The 17,698-nt window shown below is 69.8% G+C and carries 17 protein-coding genes and 1 pseudogene; 12 read left to right on the top strand and 6 right to left on the bottom strand.

Features of this window, described 5'->3' with window-relative positions:
* Positions 1 to 47: 47 nt before the first annotated feature.
* From AOZ49_RS28590 to AOZ49_RS28575, 4 genes are all read left to right on the top strand, one after another.
* Positions 48 to 503, top strand: a complete 456-nt coding sequence (locus tag AOZ49_RS28590) for a DUF305 domain-containing protein (protein WP_054428833.1) — start codon at positions 48 to 50, stop codon at positions 501 to 503.
* Positions 493 to 1,974 (top strand): YncE family protein, encoded by a 1,482-nt coding sequence (locus tag AOZ49_RS28585; protein WP_054479190.1) that lies wholly within the window; start codon positions 493 to 495, stop codon positions 1,972 to 1,974. Before AOZ49_RS28590 ends, AOZ49_RS28585 begins: the two co-directional genes overlap by 11 nt.
* Positions 1,975 to 2,050: 76 nt before the next feature.
* Positions 2,051 to 2,575 carry an RNA polymerase sigma factor gene (locus tag AOZ49_RS28580; RefSeq protein ID WP_054428831.1) on the top strand — a complete coding sequence of 175 codons (525 nt, stop codon included), beginning with the start codon at positions 2,051 to 2,053 and terminating at the stop codon, positions 2,573 to 2,575.
* Between the two features lie 2 nt (positions 2,576 to 2,577).
* On the top strand, positions 2,578 to 3,354 hold the full coding sequence (locus AOZ49_RS28575) for an anti-sigma factor family protein (protein ID WP_231690468.1): 777 nt from the start codon (positions 2,578 to 2,580) through the stop codon (positions 3,352 to 3,354).
* A gap of 7 nt (positions 3,355 to 3,361) precedes the next feature.
* Here AOZ49_RS28575 and rpiB read toward each other — a convergent pair whose 3' ends face one another.
* Both rpiB and AOZ49_RS34065 read right to left on the bottom strand, forming a co-directional pair.
* Positions 3,362 to 3,793 carry a ribose 5-phosphate isomerase B gene (gene rpiB, locus AOZ49_RS28570; protein ID WP_054428829.1) on the bottom strand — a complete coding sequence of 144 codons (432 nt, stop codon included), beginning with the start codon at positions 3,791 to 3,793 and terminating at the stop codon, positions 3,362 to 3,364.
* A gap of 247 nt (positions 3,794 to 4,040) precedes the next feature.
* Positions 4,041 to 4,784, bottom strand: a pseudogene (locus AOZ49_RS34065) (LysR family transcriptional regulator); the annotation flags it as partial.
* Positions 4,785 to 4,960: 176 nt separating this feature from the next.
* On the opposite strand from AOZ49_RS34065, the gene AOZ49_RS28560 reads away from it, so the two are divergent.
* The 6 genes from AOZ49_RS28560 to AOZ49_RS28535 are packed head-to-tail and all read left to right on the top strand — an operon-like array spanning position 4,961 to position 10,574.
* Positions 4,961 to 5,977, top strand: a complete 1,017-nt coding sequence (locus tag AOZ49_RS28560; RefSeq protein ID WP_054428827.1) for an amino acid ABC transporter substrate-binding protein — start codon at positions 4,961 to 4,963, stop codon at positions 5,975 to 5,977.
* An 8-nt stretch (positions 5,978 to 5,985) separates the two neighbouring features.
* A complete protein-coding gene (locus tag AOZ49_RS28555) occupies positions 5,986 to 7,161 on the top strand; it encodes an ABC transporter permease subunit (protein ID WP_156349958.1) in 1,176 nt (391 codons plus the stop codon).
* Between the two features lie 4 nt (positions 7,162 to 7,165).
* Entirely contained in the window at positions 7,166 to 8,227 is a 1,062-nt protein-coding gene (locus AOZ49_RS28550) for an amino acid ABC transporter permease (RefSeq protein ID WP_180180190.1), read from the top strand.
* 11 nt (positions 8,228 to 8,238) lie between these two features.
* Positions 8,239 to 9,015, top strand: a complete 777-nt coding sequence (locus AOZ49_RS28545; protein ID WP_197286797.1) for an amino acid ABC transporter ATP-binding protein — start codon at positions 8,239 to 8,241, stop codon at positions 9,013 to 9,015.
* Positions 9,012 to 9,419 (top strand): RidA family protein, encoded by a 408-nt coding sequence (locus AOZ49_RS28540; protein WP_054479177.1) that lies wholly within the window; start codon positions 9,012 to 9,014, stop codon positions 9,417 to 9,419. Before AOZ49_RS28545 ends, AOZ49_RS28540 begins: the two co-directional genes overlap by 4 nt.
* 30 nt (positions 9,420 to 9,449) lie before the next feature.
* Positions 9,450 to 10,574, top strand: coding sequence for an aminotransferase class V-fold PLP-dependent enzyme (locus AOZ49_RS28535; protein ID WP_054428822.1), 1,125 nt, complete (start codon positions 9,450 to 9,452; stop codon positions 10,572 to 10,574).
* Positions 10,575 to 10,593: 19 nt separating this feature from the next.
* Here the strand turns inward: AOZ49_RS28535 and AOZ49_RS28530 are convergent, their stop codons facing one another.
* The 4 genes from AOZ49_RS28530 to AOZ49_RS28515 all read right to left on the bottom strand — a co-directional run bounded on the left by AOZ49_RS28530 (position 10,594) and on the right by AOZ49_RS28515 (position 15,679).
* Positions 10,594 to 11,703, bottom strand: a complete 1,110-nt coding sequence (locus AOZ49_RS28530) for a PepSY-associated TM helix domain-containing protein (protein ID WP_054479175.1) — start codon at positions 11,701 to 11,703, stop codon at positions 10,594 to 10,596.
* Between the two features lie 13 nt (positions 11,704 to 11,716).
* On the bottom strand, positions 11,717 to 14,080 hold the full coding sequence (locus tag AOZ49_RS28525; RefSeq protein WP_054479170.1) for a TonB-dependent siderophore receptor: 2,364 nt from the start codon (positions 14,078 to 14,080) through the stop codon (positions 11,717 to 11,719).
* 138 nt (positions 14,081 to 14,218) lie between these two features.
* Positions 14,219 to 15,181 carry a FecR domain-containing protein gene (locus tag AOZ49_RS28520; RefSeq protein ID WP_231690466.1) on the bottom strand — a complete coding sequence of 321 codons (963 nt, stop codon included), beginning with the start codon at positions 15,179 to 15,181 and terminating at the stop codon, positions 14,219 to 14,221.
* A gap of 6 nt (positions 15,182 to 15,187) precedes the next feature.
* Complete coding sequence (locus AOZ49_RS28515) at positions 15,188 to 15,679, bottom strand: sigma-70 family RNA polymerase sigma factor (protein ID WP_054428818.1); 492 nt, start codon at positions 15,677 to 15,679, stop codon at positions 15,188 to 15,190.
* A 215-nt stretch (positions 15,680 to 15,894) separates the two neighbouring features.
* On the opposite strand from AOZ49_RS28515, the gene AOZ49_RS32745 reads away from it, so the two are divergent.
* Both AOZ49_RS32745 and AOZ49_RS28510 read left to right on the top strand, forming a co-directional pair.
* Positions 15,895 to 16,041: a hypothetical protein gene (locus AOZ49_RS32745; protein ID WP_156355772.1), complete on the top strand. Its 147-nt coding sequence runs from the start codon at positions 15,895 to 15,897 to the stop codon at positions 16,039 to 16,041.
* A 140-nt stretch (positions 16,042 to 16,181) separates the two neighbouring features.
* Positions 16,182 to 17,672, top strand: a complete 1,491-nt coding sequence (locus AOZ49_RS28510; RefSeq protein ID WP_054479168.1) for a serine hydrolase domain-containing protein — start codon at positions 16,182 to 16,184, stop codon at positions 17,670 to 17,672.
* Positions 17,673 to 17,698: the final 26 nt, after the last annotated feature.

Here is a 17,698-nt window from a genome sequence, read left to right as displayed (position 1 = left end):
GCGCTGATGAGGGTCCATTGGGGACCCCGCAACAGACAGGAGCCGCCATGTCCGGAATCCATCACCTGTGGCGCAGGCGCGCGCTCGCCTGCGCGCTGACCCTGCTGGCGGGCGCCGGCAGTGGCCAGGCCTGGTCGCAGTCCGCCCCATCCGCCGAGGAAGCGGCGTTCCTGGCCGAAAACGACGCCGCCATGAACCGCATGATGGACGCGATGGCGCCCCATCCCAGCGGCGACATCGACCAGGATTTCGTCGCCATGATGGCGCCGCATCACCAGGGCGCCATCGACATGGCCATGGCCGAACTGCGCTATGGCAAGAACGAACAGCTGCGCCGCCTTGCGCAGGAAATCATTGTCGAGCAGCAGCAGGAAATCGCCGCCATGCGCCTGGCGCTGGGCCAGCCGCTGCCCGAATCGCGTCCCGCGCCCGACCAGCCCGCCGATCTGCGGCCGGCCCCAGCCCCCGCCCAGTCCCACCACGGAGCTTCCCATGCCCAGTAGTTCATCCCTCAATCTCCTGGCCGGCGCCGTCGCGCTGGCCCTGGCCCCGGCCGTGTTCGCCGGGCAGGCGCCCGCCGCGGCGGCAGCGACCGACATTCCGATGTCGCACCGCGACCGAATCTATGCCGCCGAACAGTTTTCCAACACCGTCTCGGTCACCGACCCGGTGGACAACAAGCTGCTGGGCGTGATCCGGCTGGGCGATCCGGCGCCCGGCAACTTCAGTCCGCTGTACAAGGGCCAGGTGCTGGTCCACGGCATGGGCTTCGCGCCTGATCACCGCACGCTGGCGGTGGTGTCCATCGGCTCGAATTCGGTCACCTTCATCGATACGCAGACCAACACGGTCAAGCACACCACCTACGTGGGCCGCTCGCCGCACGAGGCCTTCTACACGCCCGACGGCAAGGAAGTCTGGGTCACGGTGCGCGGCGAGGACTACGTCTCGGTGATCGACGCCGCGACGTTCAAGGAAACCGACCGCATCAAGACGGCGGCCGGCCCGGGCATGCAGATCTTTTCGCCGGACGGGAAGTACGGCTACATCTGTTCGTCGTTCAATCCGGAGACCGTGGTGGTGACCGTGAGCGACCACAAGATCGTGGGCAAGGTCGCGCAGGCCAGTCCGTTCTGCCCCAACATCGCCGCCACGCCGGACGGCCGGCAGGTGTGGTTCACGCTCAAGGACGTGGGCAAGACGCAGGTGTTCGACGCGCGCCCGCCGTTCAAGCTGCTCAAGACCCTCGATACCGGCCCCATCACCAACCACGTGAATTTCGCCCGCACTGGCAAGGACAAGGCGACCTACGCCTACATCACGGTGGGCGGCTTGAACCAGGTGCAGGTCTACCGCACGGATGACTTCTCGCGCGTGGCGACGATCGGCGTGGGCAAGCTGCCGCACGGTGTGTGGCCGTCGGGTGACGGCAGCCGCGTCTACGTCGGCCTGGAGAATGCCGACCAGTTGGCCGCCATCGACACGGCGACCAACAAGGTGGTCGCCAACGTGCCGATCGGCCAGGCGCCGCAGGCCATCAACTATGTGCCGGACGCCGTGCCGCAGGGCGACGGCCTGCAGAACCTGCAGCCCCTGGGCGTGGCCGGGCAGGCCGCGCACCTGGAGCTGCAGGCGTGGGCCGACGGCAAGCGGCAGCTGGCGGCGTCGGCCCCGACCAGCGTCACCCTGTTCGACCAGGGCCTGACGCAGGTGCTGCAGGCCTCGGCCACCGGCCTGCAACCGAAGCAGCCGTACGTGCTGGCGCTGTCGGAGCAAGCCGATGGGTCGGGTCAGCTGCAAGCGCTGTCGAACTTCATGACCAAACCGGCCGGGTCGGCCATCGTCAACGCCATCGGGCCGATCCGCCAGATCGTGCAGGGCGCCGGCGCGGCGACGGACGCGCGTCGCTACCTGGTGATCGCCCCGCTGCGCGACGGCAAGCCGGGCGCGCCGGTGCAGGTCCAGGCGCTGTGAACGCCGGCCGCGCATGGCCCCGTGGCCATGCGCGGCCGGCGCGATAATGCAAGGCAAGCATGGAGAGAGTCCCCGTATGGACGATCTGGTCCAACTGATTGAGCCGATGATTCCGGCGATGCGCCGCTACGCCAGGGCGCTGCTGCGCGACCAGGCGGTGGCCGACGACCTGGTCCAGGACTGCCTGGAACGCGTCATCGCGCAATGGCACAAGCGGCGCGACGCCGGCAGCACGCGCAGCTGGGTGTTCGCCATCCTGCACAACCTGGCGATGAACGTATTGCGGCAGACCCGCGCGCGCGGCCATCACCTGCCGCTGGATGAGATCGACGAGGCCGTCCTGACCACCCGCGCCACGCAGGAAGACGGCTTGCGCTATGGCGAGTTGCTGCGCGCCCTGGACACCCTGCCCAAGGAGCAGAGCAGCGTGCTGCTGCTGGTGTCGGTGGAGGGCCTGTCCTATGCCGAGACGGCCAAGGTGCTCGACGTGCCGATCGGCACGGTGATGTCGCGCCTGTCGCGCGGCCGTGAAAAACTGCTGAACCTGATACAGGGCGACGTTGCCGCGCCCGCTCGTCCCGCCTTGCGGAGAGTCAAATGAACATGGACCGACCTTTACTCGAGGATGACCTGCTGGCGTATGTCGATGGCGCGCTGGACGCCGACATGCGCGCGCGCGTCGAACAGTACCTGGACACGCATCCCGAGGCGGCCCGCCGCGTGCAGGGCTACCTGGCGCAACGCGAGGACCTGCGCGCCGCGCTGGCGCCGATCGCTCAGGAGCCGATCCCGGCCGCGCTCAACCTGTCGCGGCTGGTCGATGCGCATCGCTCCGCCCGCCGCGTGCCGTGGAAGATCGCGGCGTCGGTGGCGCTGGCCTTCACCCTGGGCGGCACCGGCGGCTGGTTCCTGCGCGGCCCGGCCGACCAGGCCGGCGTCGCGGCGCTGGCGCGCGAGGCGGCCAGCAGCTACCAGGTCTATGCGGCGGATCGCACCCGGCCGGTGGAGCTGCGCGCCGACAGCACGCCCGAATTGGTGAGCTGGGTGTCGCAGCGCTTGAACCATGCGGTGTCGGTGCCGGACCTGAGCCAGTCGGGCTACCGCTACATGGGCGGACGCCTGGTCGCGACCGAGCACGGTCCGGCCGCCCTGTTCATGTACGACGATGACCGCGGCACGCGCGTGACCATGCTGGTGCGGCCGATGAAGGTCGAGGGCGACATGAAGATGGTGCCGCACCGGCAGGACGGCGTGGCGGGCTACTCGTGGGCCGACCAGGGGCTGGGCTACAGCCTGATGTCCAGCCTGGACCCCGACAGCATCCATCGCCTGGCCGATGAGACGCGGCGTCAGTTGACGGCGCCGCGCGGCGCCGGCTAGCGGGGCGTCAGCGCTCGGGCGTGGCCAGCATGTCGGCGCGGCGCTGGTGGCGCCCGCCTTCGAACGGCGTGTCGAGGAACGCGCCGACGCAGTCGCGCGCGACGTCCAGGCCGATGATCCGGCTGCCCAGCGCCAGCACGTTGGCGTCGTTGTGCTGGCGGCTCAGCCGCGCCATGGTGGCGTTGGCGCAGAGCGCCGCCCTGACTGCCGCGTAGCGGTTGGCCGCGATCGAGATGCCGATGCCCGAGCCGCAGATCACGATGCCCAGGCGGGCGCGGCCGTCGGTGATGGCCTGTCCCATGGCGAAGCCATAGGCGGGATAGTCCACGGATTCCTCGCTGTGGGTGCCCAGGTCGAGCCAGTCGATCGACGCGAATGACTGCTTCAGTTTTTCCTTGAGGTCGTATCCGGCGTGGTCGGCGGCGATGGCGATTTTCATTCTGGGGTTCCCGGTGGCTCGGTGAGGGTTCAGGGCCGCGGCAGGCGCGGGTCCGTTGTTGGCATGTCGACATCGCCGAGACCGGCGCGCAGTTGCACGATGTCGCGCTTGACGGCGTGGGTGAAGGCGCGCCAGGGGGGGCGCCGGCCTGCTGCTCGCGGCCGTCGACCCACATCAGTTTGTGGAAGAAGGGCGGCGCCACGACGGGCACCACGAACAGGTGCGGATCGCGCCGCTCGCTCAGCAGACCGGCCGATTCGAAGATGGTGACGCCGACGCCGTCGCGCACCAGCAGCATGCGCGCGCCCAAGGCGTCGACCTCGTGCACGATGTGCGGCGTCAGCTGCAGCTGCTTCATCGCCTGGTCCAGGTCCAGGCGGGTGCCATGGCGCCGCGTGGGAATCAGCAGCGGCAGCCGCGCCAGCTGCTCCAGGGTCAGGCCCTGGTCCAGATCCAGCCCATGGCGCCGCGCCAGGTCGCGCGAGCCGACCACGTAGACGGGTTCCAGGAACAGCAGGTCGCCCGCCAGCTGGCGCGGCCGCTTCGGTTCATAGATGACGGCGGCGGAAAGCTCGCCGGCGAGCAGCCAGTCATGCAGATCGCCGCTGTGTCCTTCGCGCACGACGAAGGTGAGGGCGGGGTACTGGCGCTGCACGCTGGCCATCAGCTTGGGGGCGATCGACTGCGAGAAGAACATCGGCACCCCCAGCTTGAAGACACCGGCCAGGTCGCGGTCGGCGGCCTTGCCCTCGGCCTTGATCTGGGCCACCTGCTGCAGGAAGCCGGCGGCCAGTTCCAGCAGGCGTTCGCCGGCGGCGGTGGGGATCACGCCGCGGCCATGGCGCCGCAGCAGCGGACAGCCCATTTCCTGTTCCAGCGCTGCCACCTGCCGGCTCAGGACGGACTGGTTCAGGCCCAGGGTGTCGGCGGCCCGGGAAAAACTGCCCGCCCGCACGGCCTCCCTGAGGTATTCGAGTTGCTGCGTATTCATGATCGACCGATCCGTTGCGCCATGCATATCGGGTCGACACGACCGCGCCTGCTGCAAGGTATGCAAATAATGCATGGCTGATAGTAGCGCAATCGGCTAGGTCCGCGCCATGGCGCTCCCTACACTGCCTGCACGTTCCCGCTTCCGCCGGGACGACACATATACAAGGGGAATTCATGCGTCTGCCCAGTCTTCTGGCCGGCCTCGCGCTGGCTGTCATTTCCGTTTCCACGCACGCGGCGTCCACGCTGGACACCGTCAAGAGCCGCGGCACCCTGCGCTGCGGCGCCCTGAACGACATGCCGGGCTTCGGCTCGCCCGACAGCCAGGGCACGCTGCGCGGCATCGACGTCGACTTCTGCCGCGCCATCGCCGCCGCCACGCTCGGCGACGCCAACAAGGTCACCTTCGTGGCGACTTCGCCGCTGAACCGCTTTTCCGTGCTGCAGTCGGGCGACGTCGACGTGCTGATCCGCCAGACCACCCAGACCTTCACGCGCGATTCGCAGCTGGGCTTGCTGTGGGCCGGCATCACGGTCTATGACGGCCAGGGCTTCATGGTGCGCAAGGACATGGGCGTGACCTCGGTCAAGGAGCTGGACGGCGCCAGCATCTGCCTGCTGCCGGGCAGCAATACCGAACAGAACATCGCCACGTTCTACCAGGCCAACGGCATGCGCTACAAGCCGATCTCGATCGACAACGCCGACGCCCTGCGCCGCGCGTTCTTCGAGGGCCGCTGCGACGTCTACGTGGGCGACCGCGCCCAGCTGGCCGCCAATCGCTCGGTCGCGCCCAAGCCCGACGATTACGTCATCCTGCCCGAAGTGCTGGCCAAGTCGCCGCTGGGTCCGATCGTGCGCCAGGGCGACGACCAGTGGCTCAACATCGTCAAGTGGACCATCTACGCGACGCTGCTGGCCGAGGAAAACGGCGTCGACAGCGCCAACGTCGAGGCCAAGCGGGCCGACGGCGCCAACGCCGAGGTCGCGCGCCTGCTGGGCAAGACGCCCGGCCTGAGCAAGCAGCTGGGGCTGGCGGACGACTGGGCCTACCAGATCGTCAAACAGGTCGGCAACTACGGGCAGATCTATGACCGTTCGCTGGGCGAGAAATCGCCGCTCAAGCTGCCGCGCGGCCTGAACAAGCTGTGGACCGACGGCGGTCTGCAATACGCCCCGCCGTTCCTGTGAGCCACGCCATGACGGATGCGACGACGATGGCGCCGGCGCCGCTGCGTGCCGGCGGCCAGACGCCCGGCGCCCTGCGCCGCAAGCTGTGGCAATGCGCGGTGGGCGCGGCGCTGGCGCTGCTGGTGATCGCCAGCGGCTTCATCCTGCGCGATAACCTGCAGCGGCTGGGGCTGACGGTCGGCTTCGACTTCCTGCAGCGGCCCGCGGGCTTCCAGATCGGCGTGTCGCTGTTGCCGTACGCGCCGACCGACTCGATCGCCTACGCCATCCTGACCGGCGCGCTGAACACGGTGATGCTGGTGGTGCTGGCCGGTGTCTGCGCCACGGTGCTGGGCGTGGCCATCGGGCTGGCGCGCCGCAGCGTCAATCCGCTGGTGCGCGGCCTGACGCTGGGCTATGTGGAACTGCTGCGCAACACGCCGCTGCTGATGCAGATCCTGCTGTGGTCGGCCGTGCTGCTCAAGCTGCCGCCTGCCGCCAAGGCGCTGCAATGGGGCGGCCTGACGCTGAGCCAGCGCGGCATCTATTTCCCGTCGCTGCATCTGGTGGCCGGGCAGGGCATGGCGCTGGCGGCCTGTGTGGCCGCCGCGCTGGCCGCCGCGCTGGCGGCGCGGGCCGGCTTGCGCCGCTTGCGGCCGGGCGCGGGCCGCGCGCTGTGGATGGGCGGGGCGGCGGCGGCGGGCCTGGCCGTCCTGGCGTCGTGTTGCGCGGCGCTGGGCGTGTTCGAAGTCAGCGTGCCGGTGCGGCGCGGCTTCAACTTCCAGGGCGGCGCCAGCCTGTCGCCGGAATTCGCCGCCATGCTGATCGCCCTGACGCTGTACTTCGCGGCCTTCATCGCCGAGATCGTGCGCAATGGGGTGGACTCGGTCGCGCGCGGCCAGTGGGAAGCCTCGCAGGCGCTGGGCCTGTCGGGCCCGACGACGATGCGCGAGGTGGTGTTTCCGCAAGCCCTGCGCATGATGGCGCCGGCGCTGATCGCGCAATACGTGTCGCTGATCAAGAACTCCAGCCTGGCCATCGCCATCGGCTATCCGGACCTGTTCTGGTCGGTGTTCACGACCATCAATATCACCGGGCATGCCATCGAAGGGGTCTTGCTGCTGGCCGGCGCCTATCTGGTGCTGACGCTGGGGACCTCATGGGCGTTGAACCTCTGGTATGCACGGCTGCGCCGCAAAGGATGATTCCATGACATTGCCTCTTTTCCTGCGGCCGTATTTCGGCACGGCCGGGCGCACCCTGTTGACGGTCTGCAGCCTGCTCATTCTCTACAGCCTGGCCGCGCCGGTCTGGCGCTGGGCCATCGCCGACGCGGTCTGGACGGGCGACGCCCAGGCCTGCCGCGCCGCCGCCGGAGCCTGCTGGAGCTACGTCGGCGTCAAGCTGGATTTCTTCCTGTTCGGCTTCTTCCCGCCGGCGCAGCAGTGGCGGGCCGGCATCGCCATGGCCATTCTGGCCCTGGTGATCGCCGCCAGCCTGTTGCCGCGTTTCTGGCGCGCGCCGCTGCTGGCGGTGTGGGCGGCCAGCGTGGCCGTGGTGCTGTGGCTGATGGGGGGCGGGGCCGGCCTGGCGCCGGTCGCCTCGGACAGCTGGGGCGGCCTGCCGCTGACGCTGCTGCTGGCCGCCTACGGCCTGGCGCTGGGCTACCCGCTGGGCATCCTGCTGGCGCTGGCCCGCACCGGCAGCATTCCGCTGCTGCGCTACGTGGCGGTGGTGTTCATCGAGGGCCTGCGCGGGGTGCCGTTCGTGGCCATTCTGTTCATGGCCAGCGTGACGCTGCCGCTGCTGCTGCCGGAAGCGGCCACGCCGGGCAAGCTGCTGCGCGCCTACATCGCCTACAGCTTCGTGGCCGCGGCCTATTTCGCCGAGGGCTTTCGCGGCGCGCTGCTGGCCATGCCGCGCGGCCAGACGGAGGCGGCCCACGCGCTCGGCATGGGCTACTGGCAGACGATGCGCGACGTGATCCTGCCGCAATGCGTCCGCAGTTCGCTGCCGATGCAGGTCAACACCGTGGTCAGCTTTTTCAAGGACACCTCGCTGGTGGTGATCATCGGCCTGACCGATTTCCTGCGGGCGGTGTCCGCCGGCTCGCGCGACGCCGAATGGCTCGGCTTCGACGTCGAGGGCTATGCCTTCGCCGCCGCCACCTACTTTTGCATCTGCTTCGCCATGAGCCGCTATTCGGCCTGGCTGGAAGGGCGCCGCGGCGGGGCCACAGCGCCCGCGCCCGCCGCGGGGCAGACGCCGTAATGGAGAACACGATGGTTCAACACGACAATCAAGGCGCCGCCCTGGCCATCCGGCTCAAGGACGTCGAGAAATGGTATGGCCGCATGCATGTGCTGCGCGGCATCACGCTGGATGTCGCGCCGGGCGAGAAACTGGTCATCTGCGGTCCGTCGGGCTCGGGCAAGTCGACGCTGATCCGCTGCATCAATCAGCTGGAGGCGCACCAGCGCGGCAGCATCACGGTGGAAGGCATCGCGCTGTCCGACGACCCGAAGGTGCTGCGCAGCATCCGCCGCGAAGTGGGCATGGTGTTCCAGGGCTTTCATCTGTTTCCGCACCTGACCATCCTGGAAAACTGCATCCTGGCGCCGATGCGCGTGCGCGGCCTGGACCGCGCCAGCGCCGAGCGCACCGCCATGCAGTACCTGGAAAAAGTGCGCATCCCGGACCGGGCCGGCAAGTACCCGAGCCAGCTGTCCGGCGGGCGGCAGCAGCGCGTGGCGATCGCCCGCGCCCTGTGCATGCAGCCGCGCGTCATGCTGTTCGACGAACCGACCTCGGCGCTGGACCCGGAGATGGTCAACGAGGTGCTCGACACCATGATGGAGCTGGCCGATAGCGGCATGACCATGCTGTGCGTCACGCACGAGATGGGCTTTGCCCGCAAGGTGGCCGATCGCCTGGTCTTCATGGACCAGGGCCAGATCGTGGAGGAGGGCGCGCCGGACGAACTGTTCGACAATCCGCGTTCGCCGCGCCTGCAGGCCTTCCTGGGCAAGCTGATGCGGCCGACTCAGGAGCACGCATGAGCGCCGCCGCCCACCTCGCGCCGCCCGCGCTGCGCCGCGTCGTCACGGACGGCGCGCCGACGCCGCGCGGCCATTATTCGCAGGCCATCGTGGCCGCGGGCATGGTGCATGTCTGCGGCCTGCTGCCGGTCGATCCCGAGTCCGGCCGCATCGTCGGCGTCGATGGCGCGGCGCAGATCGCGCGCGTGCTGCGCAGTCTCGATGCGGTATTGCGCGCCGCGGGTTCGGAGGCGGGCAGGGTGGTGTCGCTGCAGGTGTTCCTGTGCGACAGCGCCCTGTGGCCGGTCGTCAACCAGGCCTGCGCCGGCTACTTCGGCGAGCATCGCCCCGCCCGCACCGTCGTGCCGATCAGTCCGCTGCGCGACGGCGCGCTGATCGAATTGAATGCCATCGCGCTCGCCTGAGCGCCATTTCCTCCTGCCCCTTTCACCACTATGACCGTTCATCCGCTGTTCGACCCTCGCGACTTCCGCATCCCCGAGGGTGTTTCCCACGTGTGCGCCGCCGGCGAGACGGCGTTCCTGCGCCGGCATGACGAGGCCTATGGCCGCTATGTCCGCGACAAATCCAGCGGCGCCCGCGGCCGCGCCGCGCAGGAGGCGCAGGTCGAGCGCGCGCGCCAGCAGGTGGCGGCGCTATGGGGCATGCCGGCCGGCGATATCGGCTGGGTGGGCTGCGTCGCCGAGGGCGTGTCGCTGGTGCTGGAAAGCATCGATTGGCGCCCGGGCGACAACATCTGCGCCATGGCCACCGAATATCCCTCGCTGGTGGCGCCGTTCCTGGCGCGACGCGACGCGCCCTACCAGGTACGGTTCGCCGACCCCGCCAGCGCCGCCGGCGTCGCGGCCCGGGTCGATGAGCGCACGCGCGTGATCCTGGTCAGCTACGTCTCGTACCTGAATGGCGAGCGCTTCGAGCTTGGCCCGCTGCGGAGGGCGGCGGACGCGGTGGGCGCGCTGTTGATCGTCGACTTCACCCAGGCCTCGGGCTATCTGCCGATTGACGCCGAGGTGGCGGACTTCGCCTTCAGCGCCAGCTACAAATGGATGCTGGGCATGACCGGCGTCGCCACCGCTTGCTGGAACCGTCGCCGCCAGCCGGATTGGGCGCCAGCCACCGCCGGCTGGTACTCGCTGGCCAACGACAACACCCGCTTCGACGCCGGCATCACGCTGCGCGGCGACGCGCTGCGTTTCACCCGCGGCAATCCGGCCCACGCCAGCCTGTACGTGCTGTCCAGCGCGCTCGACTACCTGGCGCAGTTCGAGGCCGCCGCCGTCCAGGCGCACGTGCAGCGCCTGACCACCGACCTGCTCGGCCGGCTGGCGGCGTTGGGCATCGAGCCGTCGACGCCGGCCGATCCCGCCCGGCATGGCGCCAGTGTCTGCATTGCCCGTGCCGACGCCCGCGCGCTGCATGAAGCGTTGGACCGCGAGCAGGTGCTGACCTGGAACGGACGTGGCCGCCTGCGCATCAGCTTTCATGGCTACAACGGCACGGCCGATGTGGACCGGGTCGAGGCGGGGCTGGCCAAGGCCCTGGCCGAGGTCGCCGCGTAGGCGCTGCGTTGACGCGCGCTCAACGCGGCGCGCGGGCAACGCGCTGGCTGGCTGGCGCCTGCACGCGCCGCAGCGGGCGGCGCCGCCACCACAGCCAGAACCCGCTGATGCCGAGCGCGCCCAGCGCCAGGCCCAGCAGGGCGACGGCGGCTTCGCCCGCCACGCCGCCCAGCTCGCCGGTGTGCAGCGGATACAGGATCGAATTGATGCGCACGCCGGGATCGAGTTCGTTCCAGCGGTGCGCCGCCGCCACGGTCGCGTTGCGCGGATCGAGCCAGACCGTCGAGCGGCCGTTGGGGTGCGGATCGTCGGGCACCCGCATGCGCACCGCCAGCGGGCGGTCGGGATGCGGGGTGTAGAGCAGGAAGCCGATCGTGGCGCCGGGAAATGCCGCCCGGGCCGCGGCCGCCAGCTCGTCCAGCGGCCGCATCGGCGCGTCGCCGGGCGCCAGCTTGGGCGCGACGACGCGCGGCTGGCCGCTGGCGGCGGTGATCCAGCCGCCGATCGGACGCCAGGCCAGGTAGGCGCCGCTGGCGATACAGACCGCCAGCGCCAGCGCCAGCAGCGCGCCGCCGTTGCGGTGCACGTCGAACAGCGCGCGCAGGGCGCCCTTGTCGAACACCATGCGCAACGACGGCGGCCACTTGCGCGGCCACCACAGCGCCAGTCCCGACAGCATCAATAGCAGATAGGCCAGCGCCGCCCAGGCCAGCACGGCCTTGCCGGTGCGGCCGAGCAGCAGGGCGCTGTGCAGGTTGTAGGCCACGGCGACGAAGCCGTCGTTGTCGCCGCGCCGGCCTTGTTCGCGGCCGCTGGCGGGATCCAGATAGACCGTGCCGCGCCAGGCCGCGCGCACGCGGACCTGCACGGTTTCACCCGATTCGCGCGGCGGCCTGAACGTGAATGCGGCCAGTGGGCCGAACTCGGCCGCGAGCGTGGCGCGCATCGATTCCAGCGAGGCCGGCTGCGCCGTCGCGGCGCCGGCCGCGACGAAATACGCCGGGTGCAGCCACTGGTCGAGCGGACGCGCCACCACCAGCAGCGCGCCGCTCAAGCCGGACAGGATCAGGATCCCGCCCAGGCCGAGCGCGATCCAGCGGTGGCAGAACAGCCACAGGCGGCGCGCCATGTGCGGGCCGCGCTCAGTACGCCAGGCGCGCCTGCACGTAGACCATGCGGGGCGCCCCGACCATGCGGCCGGCGTTGCTGTCGACGTTGCGGGTGTAGTAGCGGCGGTCGAACACGTTGTTCACGCCGAACGCCAGTTCGCTGCCCTTCCATTGCGGAATCTTGTAGCTGAGCTGGGCGTTCCAGACGCTGAAGCCCGGCACGCGGCCATTGCTGGCGTCGGCGGTCTCGCGTTCGGTGTTGGCGGTGTCGGAGTGCTGGCCGCTCTGCATCGTGGTGAAGACGTTGACGGTCCAGTCGCGCAGGCTGTAGCGCCCGCCCAGCGTGCCGGTCTGGCGCGAGTAGAACGGCACGTCGTTGCCCTCGAATTCGCCGGACTTCTGGATGGCGCGCACGTAGGTGTAGTTGGCGTAGACGTTCAGGCCGGCGAGCGGGCCGGCCTTGTCGAAGTCGTAGTCGATTGCGAACTCGACGCCGTTGTGCGTGGTCGCGCCCAGGTTGCGGAACACGGCCGGGTTGGTGCCGGGGATCGACAGGATCTGGTTGTCGAAGCGCAGGTTGAACGCGGTGAATTCGGTATGGACTTGTTCGCCCGAATAACGCAGGCCGGCCTCCAGCGTCTTGGCGACCTCGGGGTTCAGCGGGTTGGTCGCCGACATCGAGTTCAGCTGGGTGTACTGCACGGCGCCGAACGAGGTGCTGTAGTTGGTGTAGAGCGTGAGCGCGTCGTCGACCAGGTAGGCGACGTTCATCGACGGCAGCGCGCGGTTGTTGCGCACGTCGAACGGCGTGTCGTCGCTGGTGCCGCTGGGATTGCGGTTGCTGTGGATGCGCTCGTAGCGCACGCCCGGCGTCAGGCGCCAGTTGCCCAGGGCGATGCGGTCGTCCAGGTAGAACGAGTGGGCCTCGGTCTCGTTGTCGAACACCTGCGTGACGCCGACCTGGCGGCCGGTCGCCAGCGATTCCGAATAGCGCCGGTCCTGGCCGGTCTCGCGGATGTAGCGGTAGCCGACGGTGATGTCGTGCGTGGTCGGGCCCCATTCGACGCGCTGGGTATAGCGCGGCTCGATGCCCAGCACCTGGTTGTTGCGCGGCTGGAAGTCGTTGCGGCCGGTGGCGGTGTTGATCAGCGAGCTCTGGCGCGAGCTGTCGTAGTGGTAGACGCGCACCTCGAATTCCTGCGTGTCCGACAGCGAGTTCAGGTAGCCGACGTCGACCTGGTCGCGCTGGCCCTTCCAGTAGTCGGTGGGGCGGGTGTTCTGGAACGGATCGTCGCGGTACTGGGCCACCGTCAGGCCGCCCGGGGTCATCGACTTGACGTCGTAGTGCGAGAACTTGCCGTAGATCTCCGAGGTCGGGGTCAGCGCGAAGCGCCACTTGAGCGCGACGTCGTTGTAGCGGTCATGGCTGCTGTCGCGCCATTGCTCGCCGTCCATGCCGGAGTACATCAGCGCCACGCCCAGGCCGTTGTCGAACTGCGTGCCGAGAAAGCCGGTGTACTGGGTGTTGGTGCCGCCGTGGCTGAAGATGTTGTAGCGCGCCGAGGCATCGGCGGTCAGGCCGCTGGTGTTGGGGATCGAGCGCGTCTTGAAGTTGATCACGCCGCCCACGTTCTGCGGGCCGTAGCGCACCGCGCCGCCGCCGCGCACCACGTCGATCGATTCGATGTTGCCCAGGCTGGTCGGCGACATCACCAGGTTCGGCTGGCCGTAGGGCGCCATGGCCATCGGGATGCCGTCCAGCAGCATGGTGGTGCGGAACGAGTTGCGCGGGTTCAGGCCGCGGATGCCGACGTGCAGGCCCACCGAGCTGCCGCTGGCGCTGGTGCTGCCGCTGATCTGCACCCCGGGCACGCGCCGCAGGACGTCGGCCACGCTGGTCGCGCCGCTGTTGTTGATGTCGTCGCTGCGCAGCAGGGTGCGGGCGCCGCCGAAGGTCTGGACGCTGTTCTCCAGGCCGGTGCCGAGCCAGTCGGCGCTGACCTGGATCGCTTCCAGGGTGTTGGCGCCGGCGGCGCGCGGCGGGCGCACCACATAGCCCTGGCCCGGCTGCGGCTCCGCGCTCAGGCCGGTGCCAGCCAGCAGTTGCGCCAGGCCCGCGTCGATCGTGTAGCTGCCCTGCAGGCCGCGGGTGGTCTGGCCGGCCGCGTCCTCGGGACGGAACGACACCGTGATGCCGCCCGCCTTGGCGAAGGCGGTCAGGGCCTGATCGAGTTGCCCCGCGGCGATGTGGAAGTCGCGTGCCGTGGCCTGCTGCGCCGCCTGGGCCCGCGCCGGCGGCGCGGCCGCAAAGGCGGCCGCCAGGGCGAAGGTCAGCGCCGCCAGGCGGGCGCCTTGTCCCGATTGGCGGGCGCGGGGGGATTGGAGTCGAAAGGCCACGGTTCACGTCCCTGGTTGATCATCAATGCCCGCTATGCCGGACGGCCGATGGGAAAAGGGACAAGGGAAGGGAAGCTGAATTGAAACCAAATGAAACTGCTGGCCGGAGGGCAGTTCACGCGGCCGGGCTCGACAGCGTCACCCAATAGCGCGTGCGCTCGACCACCCGCAACCCCAGCGTCCTGGCCACGATCGCCAGCACCGCGTCCGTGTCCTGCAGGCGGAACACGCCCGAGACGCGCAGGCCGGCCACGGCCGGATCGCAGCGGACGACGCCGCGCCGGCAGCGCGAGACTTCCGCCAGGAAGGCGTCCAGCCGCATGTTGTTGGCCTCGATGACGCCGCGCGTCCATCCCGGCGCCTCGGGGCTGGCGGGCTGGCCCGGCAGGAAGGCGTTCGCGGTGAAGCGCAGCGACTCGCCGGCGTTGACGATGCGGGGGGGGGGGCGCCGCCATTGCGCAGGGTGACCTCGACGCGATGTTCCAGCACCGTCAGCGCGGTCGCCGCGTCGTCGTCCTCCGGCCGCCGCACCACGAAGCGGGTGCCGAGGGCGCGCAGGCGTCCCTGGGGGGTTTCGATGATGAAGGGCCGCGCCGTGCCCATGGGGTCGGACGCGGTGCGGACGTAGACTTCCCCGGCGCGCAATTGCAGCGTCCGGGTGTGCTCGGAGAAGCGCACGTCGACGTCGGTATCGGTGTTCATCTGCACCTGGCTGCCGTCCGCCAGCGTCAGGTCCTGGTGGCCGCCGACCGCGGTGCGGTAGGCCTGGCCGCCGTCAGGCGCGGCGGCCAGGCGATAGCCCAGCCAGGCCGCGGGCAGCGTCGCGCCCAGCGCCGCGACCGTGCGCAGCACCGCGCGGCGGTTGGCGCGGCGTTGCCGCGTCAGCAGGGGCACGCCCAGGGCGGGCGGCACCGCGTTGAATTGCTGGCTCAGGCGCTGCGCGCGCTGCCAGGCGATTTCGCGTTCGGGGTTGCCCTGGCGCCAGCGCTCGAAGGCCGCATGGTCTTCCGGTCCGGCCTCGCCCGAATGCAGGCGCACCAGCCAGCGGGCGGCCTCGCGGATGACCGTGGCGTCTGGGGACGGGGTGTTGATGGCGGCCATGGCGGATCAGTGTTCCATCAGGGTCAGGCAGATCTCGAAGCCCTGTGCCATGTAGCGTTTCACGGTGCGGTCGCTCAGTCCGGTGCGGGCGGCGATCTCGGCGTACGAAAGCCCTTCCAGTTGCGACAGGACGAAGACCTCGCGCGCCTGGGGCGCCAGGTTGGCGAGCATCTGGTCCAGCTGCTGCAGGGCCTGCTGCACGCCCAGCAGGACATCGGGCGAGGTTTCCATCTCGGGCGGCAGGGCCGCCACGGCCTCCAGCCACGCCCGCTCCAGCGAACGGCGGCGCCAATGATCGTTGAGCAGGCCCCGCGCGATGGTCGTCAGGTAGGCGCGCGGTTGCCGCAGCGCGCTGACTTCGTGGGGTTTGCGCAGGACGCGGATGAACGTGTCGTGCGCCAGGTCGGCCGCCTCATCGCCATGGCCAAGCCGATGCCGCCACCACTGGCAAAGCCAATCGTAGTGATCTTCGCAGAATAGCTGGAGGGGATTGGACATGCTGGGGAGTCCCCGCGAGCGGCGGGGAGGACACGAGGAACCCGCGTCCCTGTGCCAGGTCCAGCGGCCGATATGCAGGAAATGATACCAAGAATTGTTCGCAGTTTCGAACGCTTGCCGTGCCGCTGTTGCGTGATTGCCATGTGGGACGTCATGCACGCTTTTGGTGCGTCGGTGCGGAAAAAAAGTAGCCGGATCACGGCGGAGCCGGCGGAATGAAAGGGCAGCCGGGTCACGGCAACGCGGGCGGCGTCGCGCAATTGCCTTCGATCTTCTCGCCCGCGAAGGGGGGGTGGAACGCCAGCGTCTCGACGCAGCAGGCAAATGGCGCAGGTCTCAATATTTTGGCGCCAATTTTGTGAGAAAATTTCCGCAATGCCGCCAGGGCATGGCGGGCGCCCGAACCGCGCGCGCCGTGCCCGGCGGTCCGACGCCACCCCCCGCGTCCGCCCGTCGCGCCGCTTGCGCTGCCCGGCGCCGGACGCCCTCCTCGCCATCGCCCATGTCCGCACCGCTCGACGCCGCTCCCGCCACCGACCCCACGGCCCGTCACGACGGCCTGCTTCGCAAGACCGCCAGCGCCGCCGGCGTCGATCCCGATGCCGTGATCGGCTTTCTCGACGACGTCGAACAGGCCGGGCTGGACCTGCATGGCTTCATGCTGTTCCGTGATGGCGCGGTGGCGGCCGAGGGATGGCGCTGGCCCTACGCCGCGCACCGGCCGCGCAATCTGCATTCGGTGGCCAAGAGTTTCACGGCCAGCGCCATCGGCCTGGCGGTGCGGGAAGGCTTGCTGCGCCTGGACGCGCCCGTCATCGGCTTCTTCCCGGAGTTCGCCGAGGAGGCCCGCCAGCCAGGCCTGGAGGCGATGACGGTCGAGCACCTGCTGACCATGAGCGTCGGCCATGAATCGGAGACCTCGGGCGCGGTCTGGCGCGGCATCAAGACCAGCTGGGTGCGCGAGTTCTTCAAGATCCCGCTGGCGTACGCGCCGGGCGAGCGCTTCGTCTACACCAGCGCCGCCAGCTACATGCTGTCGGCCATCCTGACGCGCCTGACCGGCCAGACCATGCACGACTATCTCAAGCCGCGCCTGTTCGAGCCGCTGGGCATCGCCGGCGAAGCCTGGGACGTGGGGCCGGACGGCGTCAACCCCGGCGGCAACGGCCTGGTGGCGACGACGGCGGACCTGCTCAAGCTGGGCATCCTGCACCTGCAGGACGGCGCCTGGCAGGGCCGCCAGGTGCTGCCGCCGGACTGGGTGCGCGCCGCGACCCGCGCGCAGGGGCCGTCCGCCGGCTATGGTTATCAGTGGTGGGTGTATGACGATGCGACCTACGCCGGCATCGGCAAGTTCGTGCAGATGGTGCGCGTCTATCCCGAGCATGGCGCGGTGCTGGCGGTGATCGGCGCGATGAAGGGCAGTTCGCGCCTGGTGCCGCACATGAACGCGCATTTCCCGGCGGCGTTTGGCGTGTCGAACCCCGACGCCGCCAAGGATGCCCGCCTGGCCGCGCGCCTGGCGGCCTGGCAGCACGAGGATGCGGCCGCGCCGTGGAAGGCGCCGTTCCAGGCCGGCCAGACGCCCGCGCAGCCGCGTCGCCTGCGCTTCACGGCCGCCGACAATGCCCAGGGCATCACCGGCATCGAACTGGACCTGTCCGCCGAGGGCTGCCGCTTCACGCTGACGGATGCCGACGGCCCCCATACGATCGTGGCCGGCTGGGACCGCTGGATCGAGGGCGTGACCGACATGCCGGGGCGCGACCTGCACCACGGCTATCACATCCCCGATTGCGTGGTGGTCGCGCGCGCCGCCTGGCTCGACGAACGCCGCCTGCACATGACGTGGATCCTGCCGGAGACCGCGTTCCGCGACACGGTGCTGTGCGAGTTCGAGGGCGACACGCTGCGCTATACCCGCATGGTGAACATCAATAGCGGCGCGCTGGGCTACGACACGGTGGTTGCGCGGGCGGATCAACCGGCCTGAAGCGGGCGCGGGCCGTCCTGGGGGGG

It is taken from the genome of Achromobacter sp. 2789STDY5608615, assembly GCF_001298995.1.
Classification (GTDB): domain Bacteria; phylum Pseudomonadota; class Gammaproteobacteria; order Burkholderiales; family Burkholderiaceae_B; genus Achromobacter; species Achromobacter insuavis.
The sequence above is the reverse complement of the archived record's forward strand: the minus strand, read 5'-3'. Positions and strand labels throughout refer to the sequence as shown.